This is a genomic window from Lysinibacillus sp. G4S2, from assembly GCF_030348505.1.
Taxonomy (GTDB): Bacteria; Bacillota; Bacilli; order Bacillales_A; family Planococcaceae; genus Lysinibacillus.
In genome coordinates this window covers 2,961,346-2,977,058 of the sequence record NZ_JAUCFJ010000002.1, presented here as the reverse complement: position 1 = coordinate 2,977,058, position 15,713 = coordinate 2,961,346, and the positions used below count along the sequence as shown (strand labels likewise).

The 15,713-nt window shown below is 35.2% G+C and carries 18 protein-coding genes; 12 read left to right on the top strand and 6 right to left on the bottom strand.

The genetic code is table 11. The features are described from left to right. Nucleotides 1-285 precede the first annotated feature (285 nt). A complete protein-coding gene (locus QUF91_RS15380; RefSeq protein ID WP_289418367.1) occupies nucleotides 286-771 on the bottom strand; it encodes a tetratricopeptide repeat protein in 486 nt (161 codons plus the stop codon). A 177-nt stretch (nucleotides 772-948) separates the two neighbouring features. Between QUF91_RS15380 and QUF91_RS28140 the strand changes: the two genes are divergently transcribed. The 6 genes from QUF91_RS28140 to QUF91_RS15355 all read left to right on the top strand — a co-directional run bounded on the left by QUF91_RS28140 (nucleotide 949) and on the right by QUF91_RS15355 (nucleotide 5,477). Next, the gene (locus QUF91_RS28140) at nucleotides 949-1,041 is read left to right on the top strand and encodes an HPr family phosphocarrier protein (protein WP_353957871.1); all 93 of its coding nucleotides are present in this window, start codon (nucleotides 949-951) and stop codon (nucleotides 1,039-1,041) included. A 245-nt stretch (nucleotides 1,042-1,286) separates the two neighbouring features. Next, on the top strand, nucleotides 1,287-2,345 hold the full coding sequence (locus QUF91_RS15375) for an NAD(P)-dependent alcohol dehydrogenase (RefSeq protein ID WP_289418366.1): 1,059 nt from the start codon (nucleotides 1,287-1,289) through the stop codon (nucleotides 2,343-2,345). A gap of 153 nt (nucleotides 2,346-2,498) precedes the next feature. Further along, nucleotides 2,499-2,714, top strand: coding sequence for an IS66 family insertion sequence element accessory protein TnpB (gene tnpB, locus QUF91_RS15370; RefSeq protein ID WP_289418365.1), 216 nt, complete (start codon nucleotides 2,499-2,501; stop codon nucleotides 2,712-2,714). Between the two features lie 537 nt (nucleotides 2,715-3,251). After that, nucleotides 3,252-4,097 carry an alpha/beta fold hydrolase gene (locus tag QUF91_RS15365; RefSeq protein ID WP_289418364.1) on the top strand — a complete coding sequence of 282 codons (846 nt, stop codon included), beginning with the start codon at nucleotides 3,252-3,254 and terminating at the stop codon, nucleotides 4,095-4,097. 118 nt (nucleotides 4,098-4,215) lie between these two features. Then, the gene (locus QUF91_RS15360; protein WP_289418362.1) at nucleotides 4,216-4,788 is read left to right on the top strand and encodes a GrpB family protein; all 573 of its coding nucleotides are present in this window, start codon (nucleotides 4,216-4,218) and stop codon (nucleotides 4,786-4,788) included. A 77-nt stretch (nucleotides 4,789-4,865) separates the two neighbouring features. Then, nucleotides 4,866-5,477 carry a DUF4304 domain-containing protein gene (locus QUF91_RS15355; protein ID WP_289418360.1) on the top strand — a complete coding sequence of 204 codons (612 nt, stop codon included), beginning with the start codon at nucleotides 4,866-4,868 and terminating at the stop codon, nucleotides 5,475-5,477. 353 nt (nucleotides 5,478-5,830) lie between these two features. On the opposite strand, the gene QUF91_RS15350 is transcribed toward QUF91_RS15355, so the two are convergent. Then, entirely contained in the window at nucleotides 5,831-6,307 is a 477-nt protein-coding gene (locus QUF91_RS15350) for a hypothetical protein (protein WP_289418358.1), read from the bottom strand. 352 nt (nucleotides 6,308-6,659) lie between these two features. Between QUF91_RS15350 and QUF91_RS15345 the strand changes: the two genes are divergently transcribed. Together QUF91_RS15345 and QUF91_RS15340 are read left to right on the top strand one after the other, a co-directional pair. After that, nucleotides 6,660-7,130 carry a DinB family protein gene (locus QUF91_RS15345; protein WP_285395904.1) on the top strand — a complete coding sequence of 157 codons (471 nt, stop codon included), beginning with the start codon at nucleotides 6,660-6,662 and terminating at the stop codon, nucleotides 7,128-7,130. Nucleotides 7,131-7,268: 138 nt separating this feature from the next. Next, entirely contained in the window at nucleotides 7,269-8,009 is a 741-nt protein-coding gene (locus QUF91_RS15340; protein ID WP_285395905.1) for a metallophosphoesterase family protein, read from the top strand. A gap of 295 nt (nucleotides 8,010-8,304) precedes the next feature. Here QUF91_RS15340 and QUF91_RS15335 read toward each other — a convergent pair whose 3' ends face one another. Together QUF91_RS15335 and QUF91_RS15330 are read right to left on the bottom strand one after the other, a co-directional pair. Continuing rightward, a complete protein-coding gene (locus QUF91_RS15335) occupies nucleotides 8,305-8,739 on the bottom strand; it encodes a ribosomal maturation YjgA family protein (RefSeq protein ID WP_353957851.1) in 435 nt (144 codons plus the stop codon). 569 nt (nucleotides 8,740-9,308) lie between these two features. After that, the gene (locus tag QUF91_RS15330; protein WP_289418356.1) at nucleotides 9,309-9,881 is read right to left on the bottom strand and encodes a GNAT family N-acetyltransferase; all 573 of its coding nucleotides are present in this window, start codon (nucleotides 9,879-9,881) and stop codon (nucleotides 9,309-9,311) included. 69 nt (nucleotides 9,882-9,950) lie between these two features. Here QUF91_RS15330 and QUF91_RS15325 point away from each other — a divergent pair, with 69 nt between their 5' ends. Beyond that, nucleotides 9,951-10,073 carry a hypothetical protein gene (locus QUF91_RS15325; protein WP_289418354.1) on the top strand — a complete coding sequence of 41 codons (123 nt, stop codon included), beginning with the start codon at nucleotides 9,951-9,953 and terminating at the stop codon, nucleotides 10,071-10,073. Between the two features lie 24 nt (nucleotides 10,074-10,097). Here the strand turns inward: QUF91_RS15325 and QUF91_RS15320 are convergent, their stop codons facing one another. After that, nucleotides 10,098-10,961 carry an AraC family transcriptional regulator gene (locus QUF91_RS15320; RefSeq protein ID WP_289418353.1) on the bottom strand — a complete coding sequence of 288 codons (864 nt, stop codon included), beginning with the start codon at nucleotides 10,959-10,961 and terminating at the stop codon, nucleotides 10,098-10,100. Nucleotides 10,962-11,662: 701 nt separating this feature from the next. On the opposite strand from QUF91_RS15320, the gene QUF91_RS15315 reads away from it, so the two are divergent. Beyond that, nucleotides 11,663-12,421 carry a class I SAM-dependent methyltransferase gene (locus QUF91_RS15315; protein WP_289418352.1) on the top strand — a complete coding sequence of 253 codons (759 nt, stop codon included), beginning with the start codon at nucleotides 11,663-11,665 and terminating at the stop codon, nucleotides 12,419-12,421. A 111-nt stretch (nucleotides 12,422-12,532) separates the two neighbouring features. Here the strand turns inward: QUF91_RS15315 and QUF91_RS15310 are convergent, their stop codons facing one another. Continuing rightward, complete coding sequence (locus QUF91_RS15310; protein ID WP_289418351.1) at nucleotides 12,533-13,288, bottom strand: DUF1266 domain-containing protein; 756 nt, start codon at nucleotides 13,286-13,288, stop codon at nucleotides 12,533-12,535. Between the two features lie 336 nt (nucleotides 13,289-13,624). On the opposite strand from QUF91_RS15310, the gene QUF91_RS15305 reads away from it, so the two are divergent. Further along, on the top strand, nucleotides 13,625-14,470 hold the full coding sequence (locus tag QUF91_RS15305; protein ID WP_289418349.1) for an MBL fold metallo-hydrolase: 846 nt from the start codon (nucleotides 13,625-13,627) through the stop codon (nucleotides 14,468-14,470). A 693-nt stretch (nucleotides 14,471-15,163) separates the two neighbouring features. After that, nucleotides 15,164-15,712, top strand: a complete 549-nt coding sequence (locus tag QUF91_RS15300) for a PadR family transcriptional regulator (RefSeq protein ID WP_285397279.1) — start codon at nucleotides 15,164-15,166, stop codon at nucleotides 15,710-15,712. The last annotated feature ends 1 nt before the right edge of the window (nucleotide 15,713 follow it).

Below are 15,713 nucleotides of genomic sequence, written 5' to 3'. Positions count from 1 at the left end.
CGTGAAGAAAATCAAGAGAGAGGGAATGCATGTTCTTATTTTATCATAGATTCTGTCATAACGAAATGTTCATAGCATAAATAACTAAAATACATAGACAGAATGATAATGATTTAAGTGAATTACTTAGGAAAAAGAGAATCTCTATACAGTTGAGTTAACGAAGGCTTTCTTTACTTGTTTTATCGAGAGGAATCCTAAATTTATCGATAAACTCAAAGTATTTTCAAAAGACAAAAGATCAGGTTCGCAAATTGGAGCCTGATCTTTTATGCGTTTTTGGTGCTATTCCCACGTTTGATCTAGCTTATCACTGTAAAACTTAATGGCTTTGCTGTAATTTTTTATTCCTTCATCTGTAGTAGTGTGAATTACTGTATTTAATAAAGTTTCCATAGCCTTTGAATGTTCAGCAAGATTATAGAGCGTCATAGCATAAAAAACCTTTAAATGTTCAGCTTCTGGAAACTCGCTTATTGCTTGTTCAAAAATACGTTGTGCCTGATCATATTTCCCTAATGTACGATAGGTGCTACCTAATCCTAAATAAGCTTCTACTAAAATTTTTGGTTTAAGCCCTAATTGAATGGCTTTTTCATAGTGGGGGACAGCTTCTTTTTCTTTTCCTAATGAATCATAAGTCCATGCACTTTGATAGTGATAGTATCCATTTTCAGGCTCTTCTTTAACAAGTGCTACCATTAATTCATTTGCTTCTTCCAATTGACCGTTTTCTCTTAATTTGATGATGTGTTGTAACCGCTTATCCATTTCATTCCGCCTTTTAAATTTCTGTATTTTCCTAAGGTTTGCCTCCACTCGACAATAGTGTTATCGAAGTGGAGTACGATGTTGGTTAATATTATTGGCGTTAAAGCCAGCCTCTTTCTTGTGAAATAAAAAGAAAAGGAGCAGGGAAAAATTATGATTGAAAAACAATAGCAAGTTATTGAAGAAACAGGAATTCATGCTCGCCCCGCAACTATTTTAGAAAAGGTTGCTGAAAAATATGATTCAAGCATTAAATTAAATCTACACTAATTCCTTTTTGTAGTTTATCTATATAATCTCACTAATTTAATCCTTAATTTTTTACATATAATTCTGTATATTTTGATTATACATTTGTACTGCTATTCTACAAGTTATAAAAAGCCAAAAAAGTGCTACATTTACAAAAGGGGATATATCGTTATTCATAGTATTACTGATATCTTGATCATCGGAACTGGAGTGTAAAATTGATAATAGGGAATTTTAGAACTACAAAAAGGAGGCATATTGAAATGAAAAGAACTATGAAAGCGTATCAAATTGTTGAATGGCAACAACCGCCGCAAGTTCGAGAAGTAGAGGTGCCAGAACCGGGGCAAGGTGAAATTTTGGTGAAAGTTGCGGGGAACGGTTTATGTCATTCTGATTTTAATATGCAGGCTATTCCTAAGGAAACGGCTGAATACTTGGGCTGGCAGCTGCCGTTCACATTAGGCCATGAAACAGGCGGATGGATAGAAAAGCTGGGAGACGGCGTGGAGAATCTGGCGATCGGCGAACCTTTAGCGCTTGTATCTCCTAATTCCTGTGGGGTGTGCGAGTATTGCATTCGGGGAGAGGACAACAACTGTATTGAAAGTGCAGCCGGTAGGGGATACGGTAGAGATGGCGGTCTTGCCGAGTACGTGTTGGTGAAATCCTCCCGATTTATCATCAAGCTGAATAAGCTTGATCCTTTGCAAGCAGGACCGCTAACTGACGCCGGGGCAACGTCGTATCATGCCGTTAAAAGAGTGCTTACGCGTCTGACACCTGGTTCAAGTGTTGTTGTTATCGGCGCCGGAGGTCTTGGGAGCTTTGCAATCCAATTCTTGAAGCAAATGACGGCTGCAAGGATTATTGCCGTGGACATGAATCCTTCACGTCTTGACTTGGCCCGGGAATACGGAGCGCACGAGACGTTGATTGGCGTTACGGAATCAACGGCAAGCGAGATCCGTACACTGACTGGCTGCCACGGTGCTGCCGCGGTACTTGACTTCGCCGGATTTGATGCGACGATTGAAGCAGGTCTTGCTTCGCTACGAAAAGGCGGTTCATATGGTCTGGTAGGAGCTGGCGGCGGGACCTTCAAAAAGCCGTGGATAGGCAACCTACCGCAGGACGGGGAGGTTTTCAACTTCCAAGGGGGGACCATAGCCGATGTACAGGAGGTTTTCGCTATGGCTGAAGCTGGTCTTATCAAGAGTGAAATTGATGTATTCCCGTTCAGTCAGATTACGGAAGCCTATGAGAAGCTTCATCATGGAGGAATGCGTGGCCGGGCAGTGATTATTCCGGATCATCAGTAAAATCAATCAATGTAGTGACTGAAGATGGTGTCCAAAAAGCAACATTTAAGAGGTTTTGGACACTAACTAAATTTCAAAAACTTGAAAGTATGCAATGAAAAATGAGCTAAGCAATCTGTAATTGCTTAGCTCATTTGCTTTTGGCGTAAATGTTTGTATTTTGATGGAGATGGCTTAGCAAAGCTTTATAAACGATTAGATAACGGTAAACTGCAATGGCCAAAAGATGAAAAGGAAGTGCGTAATCTTTCACAACAGGAGCTTCGTTTGCTGTTGGAAGGATTATCACTTCAGCAGCCAAAGGCAATTGCGAAATCAGAAAAAGGTGTCTTTAAAATCTATTCACCAAAGTGGTATAATCATCCATGACTTATACTGAACGAAATGTGGTGAATACAGTGGGTAACCTATCTTCTAACCAAAATGAACGATTCATTCAAATACTTGAGCAATAATGGGCTCATTCAAATCAGCAAAATAATGAACTGACAAAGAATTTGGATCAATCATTGAAACAAATAGAAGTGTTAACAGAACAAGTTCGCCAATTAACAAAAGCTTTATACGGTCCCAAAACAGAAAAATCAAAGTATTAAGCACCAGACAGACAAACCTCTTTATTTGAAGCATTGTATACTTGGAAAATAAGGGGACATCACCAAAAAATGTGGATGACATTTGTTAAAACATATGCCACACGTAATGGTGATGAGCCAAATAAGTACTTTTTTTAGAATTCTACTTTAACTATAACTTTAAATATCATAGAAAATATTAATTGAGGTGAGTGAGAATGCTTGAGCGTTCTATGGAGAAAACACGGGAATGTGAAAAAGAAAGGGAGTGATAATGAGAAGAGCACTTACGATAGCTCTTCTATATAAAAAAGAAAAGAGGACTATTATGATGAATAATTATCAAAGCATCTTTAGTGAAGGATTTGATTTAAAATATTGTGTGAAGGGACAAGGTAAGCCGATATTGGTAGTGGGTAGTAGTGTATATTATCCGCGCTTGTTCTCGGAAAATTTATATAAACATTTTCAATTTATCTTCTTAGATCATAGAGGTTTTGTGAAGCCTCCATACAATTTAAAGAAAGAAGATTATACTTTAGATAAAATTGTAGACGATATCGAAACTGCAAGACAAATGCTCAAGCTTGAAGATATTATCATCTTAGGACATTCTGGACATGCATTTATGGCTTTGGCCTATGCTAAAAAATATCCTCAGTTTGTTCAAAAGGTCATTTTATTAAATTCTGCACCAACAAACAGTCAAGACAGACAAAATCTAAGTTTTTCCTTTTTTACTGAGACTGCCAGTGCTGAGAGAAAAAAGCAATTTGAACATGATATTGCTTTCTTAGAAAATGATATTAACAATGATCCTGAAAGACGGTTTGTGCATATGTGTATTCGCATGGGAGCGCATAGTTTTTATGATTATACATTCGATGCTGCTTCTATGTGGGATGGCGTATATACTAATATGGAAGTTATTGATTACCTTTGGGGGATAGTATTTGCTGAACGAAATCTAATCCAATCAATGGCTCATTTCGATAAACCGATTTTTTTAGGATTAGGTCGGTATGATTATTTAGTAGCTCCTGTTTCACTCTGGAATTCAATTGATCATTCATATGAAAATGTGAAGAAAGTCATTTTTGAACAAAGTGGCCATAATCCAATGTTTGAAGAACCAGATACTTTTGATAGAGAATTAATCAACTGGATGAATGAATAGAAAAGAATGATAGCAGTTAGTGACGCTGTGTAGGCAGGCATACTAAAAATAAAATCGCTAGGGAAGTAATATATTTCTCTAGCGATTTTCCATTTAAAGTTAATTTAACAAGTTTTTAATGCTAGGTAAGATCGGTGACACAAAGGGGGAAATCATTATAAAACTTGGATTAAAAAATAATGAAGTAAGAATTGTACCATTTGATTCAGAATGGAATAATGAATTTTTAAATGTGAAGCAAGAAATACAATCTGTTTTAGAAATTGATGGTAATCGTATAGAGCATATTGGAAGTACTGCAATTGAGAAGATAAGTGCAAAGCCAATTATTGATATTCTATTAGGTGTCGATGATCTTCATAAAATCGATAAGGAAATGGAAAAGAATCTTCGAAAAATTGGTTTTTATCGACTACGTGTAGAGAGAACAAATGAAGTAGTATTTGCAAAATTTACAAATGAAAAATTTGAGGTGAAAACACATTTTATTCATGCAGTAAGTTTTAAAGAGGAATTGTGGACAAACCTTATCTTTTTCAGAGATTATTTAAATGAGCATGAGGTTGAAAAAAAGGCGTATGCCAATATTAAAGAAGATTATTTACGACAAAATAACTCACCAAATATTAATGAATATACTAATTTTAAAACTGAATTTGTAAAAAAGATATTTGCAAAAAGACTATTCTAGTATAGAAAATATCTTCGAAAGTCTTAGCAAATACGTATTTGAAACAAAAAATCTTTAGTATTCTTCTAGGAGGTATCATGTTGCAACAGCTCTATAGTGATTTGATTAAGCAGGACGTAAAACCGTTCCTTTCCAAGTGTGGCTTCGCAAAGAAGAGTTTGAATTTCTATAAGGTAACAGATAGCCTCATCTACATGTTCAATTTCCAAAAATCCTCTGGCAATTCAGCGGACAATGTAATGTTTTATGTGAACTGCGGTATTTATGCGGCTGAGTTGGCACAGTTACAATCGAGAGAGATTCTGACAGCACCAAAAGAAGCAGAGTGTCACTTCAGAGCAAGAATTGGGGAAATTGTGAAGTCTGTACCAGATCGATTTTCAATCACTCCTGATACGAATATGGATGAATTAAGAAAAACGCTGCTAAGTGGATTAGAAGAGGTTATTCATTTCTTTGATACTATGACTAGTGCAAGATCCATTGTTGATTATTACACTTTAGGTTCATTTTTACATCTGGGCGAGGAGAGCTTTCATTTTTTATTACAATCCAATGAAGTAGCAGCGGCTAAAAATTATTTGAAGGCATTGCAGGAAAAGTACGGAACGGAACAGCGATGGTCTATTTTTGAAAATAAATACAATGCAATCTTCAATAAATACGGAGTGGAATCTGATAAGCTATAAGTCAGAATATTGAACGTCAGTGAGAAATGATGTGGTGGCAAAAACTTGATGATACCTTACCTGGCAAGGATACTTTTGGGAAGTAGCCTTGTGCCTTAAAGGTGATTAAGAATATGATAGAAAGTCTTGATCAGTATAATAGAGATTGGGATATAGATACACAGTAAGCAGAAAAGGACAAAGAGCCTTTTCTGCTTTTAATTTTATAATTATTTGGCTCATCACCAAAAGTTGTGGATGACATTTTTTTAAATATATGCCCTGTATTTTAATTGCTCTTCGTTCCGACTGGGGACTCCTACAAATGAAAAGGGCTTGTTAATTCAAGGCCCTTTTACTAGTACGCTAATTAATCAGTCATTATTTATTAAATGTCGGTACGGAGCATACTTATCCTCATTCTTTTTACTTAGTGGGAATATATGCTTTTCAAATTTTTTATTTAACATGCATAGAATACTTCTTACGACACCAGTTTTTGAAAAATATTTTTCATCATAAGCGTCCTCTTCATATGCATAAAAAGCTAATAATCCTTTATCTATCTGCTCATCAAGTGTTTGAATCATTGAATAGCCATGAGAAATTAGACTTTCCAATAAATCTGAAATATCAGTGCTATTGTCCGAATTTAATCTGTCGGGAAATTTATGTTCTAAGTATAAGGATAAGCTATCAAAGTTTAAATCTGCGTTTTCCATATTTCCTTTTTTATGGACAATGGTGTCAAATGTTGATTGAAATATTAGAAGTATTTTCTTGGTGCTCTTTATAGAACATTTCAAAATGGATATCTGCAACATTTCTTCTTGAAATACCTCCTCGTTCATTGTACTAATTTACCTTACCTAGAATTATAAAGGTGTTTTTGACTTTTAGAAAGGGCGGTATGCTGTTGGCTAAGGAGTTAAATGTAATATGTTCACCTTCTTTTATCAGCCGTGTTATTTAATCAAAATAATCCAATTTTCATTCGTAAAGCTTCCGGGAAAACATCAAAAGTTTCAATGATATACAAAGCGCATTCAAAAAACAAGGGAATATAAAGACCTATTGACAATACACACTTCTCCGAACAAATATTTTAAAATATGTTACGCTATAAAGGAGCATCTGATTATTCGTTTATTAAGTTAATAACATAGATTAGTTGAATAGAGTTTTAAAATTAAGGAGGATAAGATGAATATATATTGTAAAAGCGCATTACATCAAATTAAATTCGCTTTAACGACAATTATTGAGATGATAGAAAAGTTAGCAGAACATGACTTGCAAAAGAGACCTACACCTGGCAAATATTCCATAGGAGAACTGTTAGAACATATTGCCGTTATTTGTAAAGCTGATTCACTTATTTCAGATGGTGCATCTCAAGATAAGATGAATAAATTTTATTTAAGTGTTTCATATAAGAGTCCAAATGAGATGAAAGATGCATTGATAAAAAATTATCAATTATTAGAAGATAAATTTATGAATTATACAGAAGTTGAACTTCATGAGAAAATTACTTCTTATTGGGGTGTAACATACTCACGATATGAATGGTTATTAGAGATTCTAGCTCACGTTTATCACCACAGAGGGCAATTAAACTCAATGCTTGTTCATTGTTATGGAATAGAACCAAAAGTTTCATTGTTTGAATAGCAATTAACTATTGAACTCCCACGAAAGAATTTAGTGATCTTTCATTTTTTTCGCTAAATGGATGGCTAACGTGTGGAGAAGGAATCTTGATGGGTAAAGGAGAATATATAGTAAATTTTTGAAATGGGGAAACTAATTATGCGAATAGCAATAGTTACAGATATACACGGCAATGCATCAGCATTAAATGCCGTTCTTTCTGATATAGATAGCAGAAAAGACATTGAACGTATATATTGTTTGGGAGACATGATTGGAATTGGTCCTGACTCTAATGAAGTTTTACAAATGCTTTTCTCTAGAAATGATATTTTAATAATAACTGGTAATCACGATGAAGCAATCTTAGCCTTAGCAAAAGGTCAAGAATATCCCAAAAGTCATGCTCACACAAAAGAACACCATCAATGGATTTTAGATAGACTGGATGAATCATTTATTCCTAAGTTAGAAAAATTAAACCGTACAATTAAAGAAAATATAGAAGGACATTCAATTTTATTTACTCATTACCAAATTAAAAACAATTACAAAAATGAACATATTAGTAAGGATCCATTTAGTTCAATTGTTACCCCAAGTAATGAAAACCTAGAAAAATTATTTGAAGGTAACAATGAAAAATTGATTTGTTTTGGACACCATCATTCCACTCATTATTTTATAGGGAATAAAACGATATACTTGAATCCAGGTTCCCTTGGTTGTAACGATAAATCAACAGCACCTTATGCAATTATAGCATTTACGAATGAAACAATTGAAATTAAATTGGAAGAAGCAACTTATGATAACACTTCTTTTTTAGAATCGTATCATAAATTACAAGTACCAGAACTTGATTTTATATTAAAAGTATTTCATGGTAATCAACTATAATTTTTAACTGGCGGGGCAATTGTTTAAAATTGTTTAAAATAAATAGTCCGAGTAGCTTTTTTATGGCTCATCACTAAAAGTTGTGGATTTATTTGCTAAAACGTATCCAAATGTATATAGGTTTATCTTCGTTCCAGCTGGGTGACTCCTTGGGGATTAGCGGCTCATCGAACGCCCCAAGGAAGCTTTGCTCTGCGCGAAAGCGAAGCGTCAGCAACAAAGCGCACAGTCGGAACGGAAATCAACCACACGTTATGTTGATGAGCATTTTTTATTCTAAAATTAAATTGTTGATTTAACTTCGAAGAGTGAACTTAAGTGCCAGCTTATCTAATACAGTAGCAATCATGATCCCTACTGTATATCGAACCAAATCCTCTACAAGAAACCCTTTGCCCAAGATCAAAGCCCCGAGTGATGTACCACGAATCTGATTAATCCAGTCTTCCTGGTACAATTGACTAAATTCAATGCCGAAGCTAAACAAAAAACTGAGCAAAATGGCTGTGACGGTGCTCTGACGCACTAGCAACAATCGAAATCCGAAATAGACCATCATCGCCCATAGTATGTCCCCTGCGTTTTGCGCTACAAATGACGGGAGTAGGGTACTCCATTTTCTAGAAGCTAAGCCGAGTGAAATGGTGATAACAATAACTATGAAATAAGCTATTCGCATGTTACGGTATTGCGAGTTGATAAGTTTATACTCATTGTTCAATAGAATCACTCTTTCGGCGTGTTGATATTATGTATTAATTTTATTATCTCATAAATGATGTTAGCAAAAATTAGGTGTGTATGCACTTTTGACGAAATGGTCAATTTGTTATCAGGAGAAACTTGGTAAATTACAGTTATAAATATGGCTATAGAAATGTAGTCTTTTTAAATGTGCAATAGAAGCTAAGTCACTTCATTCCAAAAAGGCTACTTCCAGATTGGAAGAGCCTAGAGTGTTAACTTTGTTTGCTTATTATTAGCCTGAAGGGGTATTATTACGAATGGCTTCGATTTTTTCAGAGTCAATGATTACTAGCATAGCCGTTTCTCCTATTTCCAGGAGTATGCACTGCAGCTCGGGCAATCCAAATGATTAGTCTATGTTGAAAAACCAAGGTGAATGGGTAATATGTCTATTTACAAAAACCTAATTTTATACGTATCATTTTATGACCTTATCAACAAAGGCCCTTTATTATTGCAAAGAGAGGGGGAAATCATAAAAGCATACAATCATATCGAAAGAGCGTTTCAAAAAATTAAAGAATAGAACACACAATCTTTAAGGAAAATTATTTATTTCACTTTGTACTCTTCTTTTAGCAATCCGTATATTTCTAAATCCACTACTCCTTTACCAGACCATAACGTAGCTTGTCTTAAAAGTCCTTCTTTTAAAAATCCGTTTTTAAGGAGAACCTTTTTGGATGTTTCATTTAATGGCATAACATCCGCTTGTATGCGATTGACATTAACTTCCTCAAATAAAAATTTTACGAGAATTTTAACGGCTTCAGTTGCAATACCTTTACCCCAATAATCCTCTGCTAAAAAGTAACCAATCGTCACCATATTCACTTTTTGATTAAAATCCATTGCTTCTATAATGCCAACCAATGTATCACTTTGAGACTTTAGGAAAATGCCCCATTTAACTCGGCTTTTCTTCTGATAATCCCTATCAAAATGCCCAATCATTTTACCCACAGTTTGGATATTGTGTTTAGGGATAATCCCACAATATTCAAATACTTTGTCATTATCATAGATTGAAAATACTTCCTGTAAATGTGCATCCTCAATTTTTTTCAGCACTAGATTTTCTGAGCTTAATAATGGGAACTCTGCAAACACTTTTTCTAGATTCATTGTATTCTCTCCTCATTTTTTATAAGTATATAACTGCCAGCAAACGTCCCATTGGTTAGGGGCAACAAAATGCGAAAGCGAAGCGACAGCAACAAGATGTTTTCTGTGCGAAAGCGAAGCGACTGCACCAGGATGTTGTTCACACAAGCTTTTTCACAGGACGTGAAGGCTTTATTATTCTTTGAGGGATAAAAAAATCTCCCTCTGAATGAAGTTTCACTTTATCGGAATGTAAATTTTCATTTTCATATCGTTTGGAAATTTAGAATTTACTACATCAGTAATCTCAAAATCAGGGCCGCTATTTCTTTTGTAATTCGAATTTGGCAGCCAAACTCCGTAAATATAACGTCTTGTATTTTGAACGGATTCAGAAGTCCCATCAATTTTAAACTCCGCATATTTTCCTTCGGGGATCTCTGTATTGACGAAGCTGCCACCTAAAGAAATATTATTTATCTGTACTTCTTCGCCTACGATAAAGGAAAAATGTCCATCCTCTTGAAAATTAGTGGTGATCCCATAAGCCATATTGGGTGTAACTTTATTGGAGATCCGCTCATAATACTGATTTTTACCAAAATCAAAATAAAATTCAGGAATATCTACAAAATACTTTTCGTCCAATAAAGTAGTTTTGTATACATATCCAGTAATAAGCTTTTTCTGGAGGTGAACGATTTCAGGCTTGTTCATCATCAATTTCCCTTTCATTTTATAATCCAAAAAATTTATTTTGGTTTGAAGGGGAATTGGCTTTTTTACTTTTCGGTATTGCGCGGGAGTTATCCCAAAGTGATTAATAAAGGCTCGTGTAAATGCTTCATGGGAACCGTATTGATACGTCATCGCGATTTCTAATATGTTTTTTGTGGTTGTTACTAATAATTGTGCAGCTTCGGAAAGCCTTCTATTTCTAATATATTGTTGAACCGAAAATCCAGTAATTGCTTGAAAAAGTCTTTGGAAATGAAAAGCTGAAAAATAGGATTTTGATGATACTTCTGCAATTGATAGTTCATTCTGAAAATGCTCTTCAATATATTCAATAGAGTTTTGAATTCTTTCAAAATAATCCATACCATAGCCCCTTTCTCTTTTTAATGTTATAGCTAAAATATAAGTTTTTTTTGATAATTTGTGCTAATTCGTACATTATATTGTAGAAATGATTGAAAACAAATCTTTTTTTAGGAAGGGGCTCTTAAAAAAATCAATCCATGATTATAAGAAGGTTGATTTCCGGAAATTTGGTAATGTGTATAAGTTTATTTAAGTAAAGACTATGTTACTCTTTTGGGATTAGTGACTCATTGGACGCCCCTAGTACAGCGTCCAGTCAGAATGGAAATCACCTCCTCGCTTTAGTGGAGTAATAAATATGTTGAGTTATGTTGTTTAGAAATGTATAATATTACTATATTTTACCAAAAGTAGTGGATGACATTTTTTTAAATATATTTACTGTATATTGGTTGATTGGAGTGGAGGCTGGGCGACTCCTAGGGGATTAGCGTCACAGATGAGACCCTGGAGCGAGCAGAGCGAGTGAAGCGGCTCATCGGACGCCCCCTGGAAGCTTTGCTCTGTGCGAAAGCGAAGCGACAGCAACAAAGCGCCTAGTCGGAACGGAAATCAACCACACGCTATGGTGATGAACCTGAAAGTAAGTGATTAATAATGATAGTCAACTCTATTTTTCCATCAAACAAATTTAAGGTGTGGGAGAATTAAGTGAGAAATTAAAAGATTCTTCTGCGCGAAATCGGAGGAAAATTGAAATGTATAGTTATTACGGTCCTTTATGTACAGAACTTTATGATTTAACAAAACCAGTAGGATATTCTATTGGCGGGGATATTGAATATTATCTTGAACGATTAAAAGGAGCTAAGGGAAGAGTACTTGAAGCAGGAGTTGGCTCTGGACGTTTCTTAATTCCTTTACTTGAAAACGGATATAATGTTGAGGGAATCGACTACTCGCCTGAAATGTTAGATTTATGCCGGAACTACTGTAAAGAAAGAGGATTCAAGCCGAATTTATATGAAGGTAACTTGAGCAATTTTTCATTAGACTCAAAATATGAAGCGATTGTTATGCCGACAGGTTCGTTTTGTTTAATAGAGAATACTAAAGATGCGATGGATACATTAACATGTATGTATAATCATTTAATACCTGGAGGTCGCCTAATTGTAGACTTGCTTTTACCTACAGACTGGCGAACAGGGGAGATTACTTCATCCTACTATGAGATTTCCAAAGAGGAAGGAATTGCTTTAGAACGAAAATCCGTTGAAATGAACTGGGTCGATCAATATACGCTAACCATTTTAAAATATGAAAAATGGAGAAATGGGAAATTAATAGATACAGAATTACAAAGATTTCCGATAAGATGGTACGGGATAGAAGAATTCCAGCACATATTATCGAGCATAGGTTTTTCTGATATTACTTGCTCCGCTGAATACATTTATAACAAGAAGCCTTCAAAAGAGCATTCTTTGATAACATTTGAAGCCGTTCGTAAATAATAAACCTGCTAGATTTTAGCTAAGGAAGTCGCTAAAATCTAGCAGGTTTTTTCTAATAGTTTTTATCATATTCCATTTTTTCTTACTGTATAAAACTTGTCCAATGCTAAATTATCGGCTTCCTGCTACGGGTAGCTTAATGCTAAATTCATTCCAAATTGAATCCTTTTCTTCCAGCAATTCTTTCCCGTTCCAAATGATATCGTAAATGTCACCCTCGTAAGCAATGGCACGGCCAAATGCAAATGAAATAAAATAGTCCTTCCAGGATTGGAAGAAAGGACTAGCCGCATCAGCTGCTCTATCAATATAGCTCCATGCCTGTTCTTCGGTTAAATAACCAAGTATGTAGCTCCATCTTGCAATATTTACAGCTCGTTCAAAATCCCAAGCAGCAATAGTGTTCACCTGGTCAAAATCGGATTTCATAAAGGAAAGCTTCTTTATCATCGCTTCTTGAGCGGATTTATAGCATTCCTGCGATTTACCCACTTCCTCCTCTGTAAAAGATTGTCCAGTTTTCAGCGCCAGAAGAAGCTCATCAAAATTCGTACGGTGCCCTTCCGATAGCAGCCATTCCAGAGTTTGCACAGCCTCCTCTGAATTACTAATGTCCCAGTATGAAGAAAGGCCTTCTTTCAAAGTTTCATGATCTACGTTCATCTGCAGTATCCGTGGAGACTCAGAGCGGTAAAGAGCGAGATTGGCACCGTAGGCAAGCAAATGCTGTTTCTCCTTCGATAATGGGTTAGCCATCTCCATCTCTACTCGCATTTTTTTATTTTGTTTCGTAATTCGTTTGCTTGCTGTAATTAAACCTACAATAATTAAAAATACAATCGCTACAATAATTCCTAGAATATACATAAGGGTCTCCAAGCTTTCACGTTCCTCTCCATATTTTTTATTTGGCGCAGTTTAAATCATAATCACTCACTTTTAGTGAAGGATAGTAAAATTATACATTTGTAGGTAACAATATACAATATGACTATTTTATTACTTATTGCCTATGGTAAAGATGACATGTGTCGATTGGGGAAGAGGCTTTTGCAAGGGCGATTGAAAGGGGACATGAAGCGGAAGTTAGCTAACAAAGTCGCTAGTTATTTTGAATTATAATCCATTTTTTTCTTGCATTATTTTTACTGTATAAAGGAAAAATATGATTGTCTACAATTTAATGAGGAAGAAGGGTTTTCCGTGCATGAAGATATGAACTATGGTAGCGACTTTAAATATATTCCAGCAACTTCAATTTGGAGCGGAGATGGTATTGAAGTATTACCTGATTTATACCAGCATACGATTCAAATTGTTAATATTGTGCTTTACGGTAATCCTCATAAAAGTGAATTTGTTTTAGTGGATGCTGGTATGCCAAAAAGTGCGCATAACATTATTTCAATAGCAGAGAAGAGGTTTGGATCAACTAGTCGTCCTCAAGCATTAATTTTGACTCATGGTCACTTTGATCATGTTGGGGCGATAATTGATTTAATTGAACACTGGGGTATGCCGGTTTATGCCCATCCTTTAGAATTACCTTATTTAACGGGTAAAAAAAATTATCCTGAACCTGATCCAATTGTAAATGGTGGCTTATTAGCAAAAGTGTCATCAATTTTCCCGAATGAAGCTATTAACTTAGGGAACAATGTTGAGGTGCTCCCGGCCGATGGTAGTATTCCTTTTATGCAAGGTTTTCGTTGGATTCATACTCCGGGTCATACGCCAGGGCATATATCTTTATTTCGTGATGAAGATCGAGCGTTAATTGTCGGAGATGCATTTGTTACGGTTAAACAAGAATCGCTCTATAAAGTGTTGTTACAAAAAAAGGAAATTAGTGGGCCGCCACGATATTTTACGACGGATTGGCAGGCTGCTTGGGATTCCGTAAAAAAATTAGAAGCACTAAAACCTTCAGTCGCTGTTACTGGACACGGATTACCAATGAAGGGAGAAGAACTTACAAAAAATTTGTATAAGCTAACAACTGAATTTGAGCAGATTGCTTTACCTAATCATAGTAAATTCCTGAATTAGTATTGAAATAAAACAGGTGTGTTGATTAACCATTTTTATCCATCCTAATTAAATTAGAAGGGGCTGATCTCCGCTACGGGCTACTCGCTTTATTGCTGTCGCTTCGCTTTCACACAGAGCAAGGCTTCCTGCGAGCGAGCGTCGAGTAGCCCTACGCTACAAACTCTTCATCATAACATGTGGTTGATTTCTTTGATAGAAAGAGCTTGGTTTCGATAAAAGCCCAAATAGTTTCAATAAAATGAGATTTGGTTTCGATAAAAGCCCAAATAGTTTCGATAAAGAGCGATTTTGTTTCGATAAATCTTCAAAGTATCCCTATAAAACGAACGAAAGTAGCTTTAGCGATTCTGTTTTAGGGCTCGACACAAAATAGCAACAAGAAAAACCCTTGCATCGATCAATAATAAACCTATTTTTTCCTAATCAACACGCCTGGAAATAAAATTCATTAATGTGTTTGGCTATTTTCCTTCGTAAATATAAAAAGCTGTAGCAAATAAATTTGCTACAGCGAGAATTGAAACATGCCCTTTGATGGTGCAATATCTTTTATTCTATCATAAAAAACTTTATTATGATGTATTTTGTTTTTTACAAAATTTTAATTTAGTCTGTAAAAGCCTATTGACAAAAAAATGAAGAATCGTTATAGTCAATTTATTCAACGTTGAATATAAAAAGGTGATTATTATGACAAGGTTATTAGTTCTTGCTATGTTGGGGTTTAAACCAATGACTGGCTATGATATTAAAGTAATGCTTGAATTGAGTGATGCTGAACGATGGGGTGGTGTGCTAATAGGCTCTATCTACAATGCCCTAAAGAAGCTTGAAAAAGATGGCTATATAGAGGTGGCTAGTATTGAATCTACGGGTCATAGGCAAAAAGCAATTTACCAAATTACTGAAAAGGGTAGGGCACATGAACAAGAATTGGTTATCGAGGCCCTTGAAAAATCTTCTGTAGTTTATCCTACAACTTTGTATTCAGGCGTATCATTTGCATTTAAATTACCAAATGATAGAGCTATTGAAGCATTAGAAAAGCAAAAAAAGATTTTAGAACAAGAAGAAAAGGCTATAAATGCTGGTTATGAGGCAAAGCTGATTGCTATGCAAGGTGAAATACCAGCGTTAACACAACTAGCATTTGATAATATGCTAGAAATTGTAAAAGTACAATCAAGGTTTGTCAATCAAGCTATTGAAATTATGAAAAAAAATGACTCTCTCGAATGAG

Excerpts from the sequence above, each read along its gene's own strand:
- QUF91_RS15365 (WP_289418364.1), top strand. The coding sequence starts at position 3,252 with ATGAATAATTATCAAAGCATCTTTAGTGAAGGATTTGATTTAAAATAT.
- QUF91_RS15350 (WP_289418358.1), bottom strand. The coding sequence starts at position 6,307 with ATGAACGAGGAGGTATTTCAAGAAGAAATGTTGCAGATATCCATTTTG.
- QUF91_RS15325 (WP_289418354.1), top strand. The coding sequence starts at position 9,951 with ATGCGAAAGCGAAGCGACAGCAACAAGATGTTTTCTGTGCGAAAGCGA.
- QUF91_RS15355 (WP_289418360.1), top strand. The coding sequence starts at position 4,866 with ATGTTGCAACAGCTCTATAGTGATTTGATTAAGCAGGACGTAAAACCG.
- QUF91_RS15340 (WP_285395905.1), top strand. The coding sequence starts at position 7,269 with ATGCGAATAGCAATAGTTACAGATATACACGGCAATGCATCAGCATTA.
- QUF91_RS15315 (WP_289418352.1), top strand. The coding sequence starts at position 11,663 with ATGTATAGTTATTACGGTCCTTTATGTACAGAACTTTATGATTTAACA.
- QUF91_RS15345 (WP_285395904.1), top strand. The coding sequence starts at position 6,660 with ATGAATATATATTGTAAAAGCGCATTACATCAAATTAAATTCGCTTTA.
- QUF91_RS15380 (WP_289418367.1), bottom strand. The coding sequence starts at position 771 with ATGGATAAGCGGTTACAACACATCATCAAATTAAGAGAAAACGGTCAA.
- QUF91_RS15360 (WP_289418362.1), top strand. The coding sequence starts at position 4,216 with ATGCTAGGTAAGATCGGTGACACAAAGGGGGAAATCATTATAAAACTT.
- QUF91_RS15310 (WP_289418351.1), bottom strand. The coding sequence starts at position 13,288 with ATGTATATTCTAGGAATTATTGTAGCGATTGTATTTTTAATTATTGTA.
- QUF91_RS15300 (WP_285397279.1), top strand. The coding sequence starts at position 15,164 with ATGACAAGGTTATTAGTTCTTGCTATGTTGGGGTTTAAACCAATGACT.
- QUF91_RS15375 (WP_289418366.1), top strand. The coding sequence starts at position 1,287 with ATGAAAAGAACTATGAAAGCGTATCAAATTGTTGAATGGCAACAACCG.
- QUF91_RS15330 (WP_289418356.1), bottom strand. The coding sequence starts at position 9,881 with ATGAATCTAGAAAAAGTGTTTGCAGAGTTCCCATTATTAAGCTCAGAA.
- QUF91_RS15320 (WP_289418353.1), bottom strand. The coding sequence starts at position 10,961 with ATGGATTATTTTGAAAGAATTCAAAACTCTATTGAATATATTGAAGAG.